General features: G+C 58.1%; 1 rRNA gene. It reads right to left on the bottom strand.

Annotation, left to right across the window (positions count from 1 at the left end):
- A 23S ribosomal RNA gene (locus ACA511_RS40595) occupies window positions 1-928 on the bottom strand; the annotation flags it as partial.

Below are 928 nucleotides of genomic sequence, written 5' to 3'. Positions count from 1 at the left end.
CCCGAAGGCCCGACCCAGGATTCAGGGTCTTAGCATCAGAGGGTTCAGCGTTGGCGCATACCAGCGGGTACGGGAATATCAACCCGTTGTCCATCGACTACGCCTGTCGGCCTCGCCTTAGGTCCCGACTTACCCTGGGCGGATTAGCCTGCCCCAGGAACCCTTGGTCATCCGGCGCACACGTTTCTCACGCGTGACTCGCTACTCATGCCTGCATTCTCACTCCCACAGCCTCCACCACTCGATCACTCGGCGGCTTCACCGGCTGCAGGACGCTCCCCTACCCATCCCGAACAAAGTCCGGAATGCCACGGCTTCGGCGGTGTGCTTGAGCCCCGCTACATTGTCGGCGCGGAATCACTTGACCAGTGAGCTATTACGCACTCTTTCAAGGATGGCTGCTTCTAAGCCAACCTCCTGGTTGTCACAGCAACTCCACATCCTTTCCCACTTAGCACACGCTTAGGGGCCTTAGCCGATGATCTGGGCTGTTTCCCTCTCGACTACGAAGCTTATCCCCCGCAGTCTCACTGCCGCGCTCTCACTTACCGGCATTCGGAGTTTGGCTGACGTCAGTAACCTTGTAGGGCCCATCAGCCATCCAGTAGCTCTACCTCCGGCAAGAAACACACGACGCTGCACCTAAATGCATTTCGGGGAGAACCAGCTATCACGGAGTTTGATTGGCCTTTCACCCCTAACCACAGGTCATCCCCCAGGTTTTCAACCCTGGTGGGTTCGGGCCTCCACACCGTCTTACCGGCGCTTCACCCTGCCCATGGCTAGATCACCCCGCTTCGGGTCTACAGCATGCGACTGAAAACGCCCTATTCAGACTCGCTTTCGCTACGGCTACCCGCCACCGGTTAACCTCGCCACACACCATAACTCGCAGGCTCATTCTTCAAAAGGCACGCCATCACGAACA

Origin of the sequence: Actinomadura sp. GTD37 (genome assembly GCF_041951365.1) — a bacterium.
Taxonomy (GTDB): domain Bacteria; phylum Actinomycetota; class Actinomycetes; order Streptosporangiales; family Streptosporangiaceae; genus Spirillospora.
Note: the sequence above shows the minus strand (reverse complement) of the source record. Positions and strands in the feature narration are given on the sequence as shown.